Raw genomic sequence first — 259 nt, 5'->3', positions numbered from 1 at the left:
GGTGATACGGACATCCGCCGGTTCCGAAATCCCGACCCCGCCGCCCATGACGATGCCGTCGACAATGGCCGTAATCGGCTTGGGATAGCCGAACATCAGCGCGTTCAGCTGATACTCCGCCTTGAAGAAGGCCCGCGCATCGACGCCATCGCTCGCCCCGCTGTCTGCGATCATGCGGATGTCGCCGCCCGCGCAGAAGCCGCGCTCGCCCGTATGATCGACCAGCACGGAGCGCACGGCCGCGTCGTCGCGCCAGCTC

Annotated in this window: 1 protein-coding gene; it reads right to left on the bottom strand. The window is 66.8% G+C overall.

Annotation, left to right across the window (positions count from 1 at the left end; translation table 11 throughout):
* The coding region (locus tag CVH10_RS22000; protein WP_146143272.1) for an enoyl-CoA hydratase/isomerase family protein at positions 1–259 on the bottom strand (259 nt) is incomplete at both ends.

The sequence above is a fragment of the Halomonas sp. ND22Bw genome, assembly GCF_003011945.1.
Lineage (GTDB): Bacteria > Pseudomonadota > Gammaproteobacteria > Pseudomonadales > Halomonadaceae > Halomonas > Halomonas halophila.
This window is presented reverse-complemented; position numbering and strand designations above follow the sequence as displayed.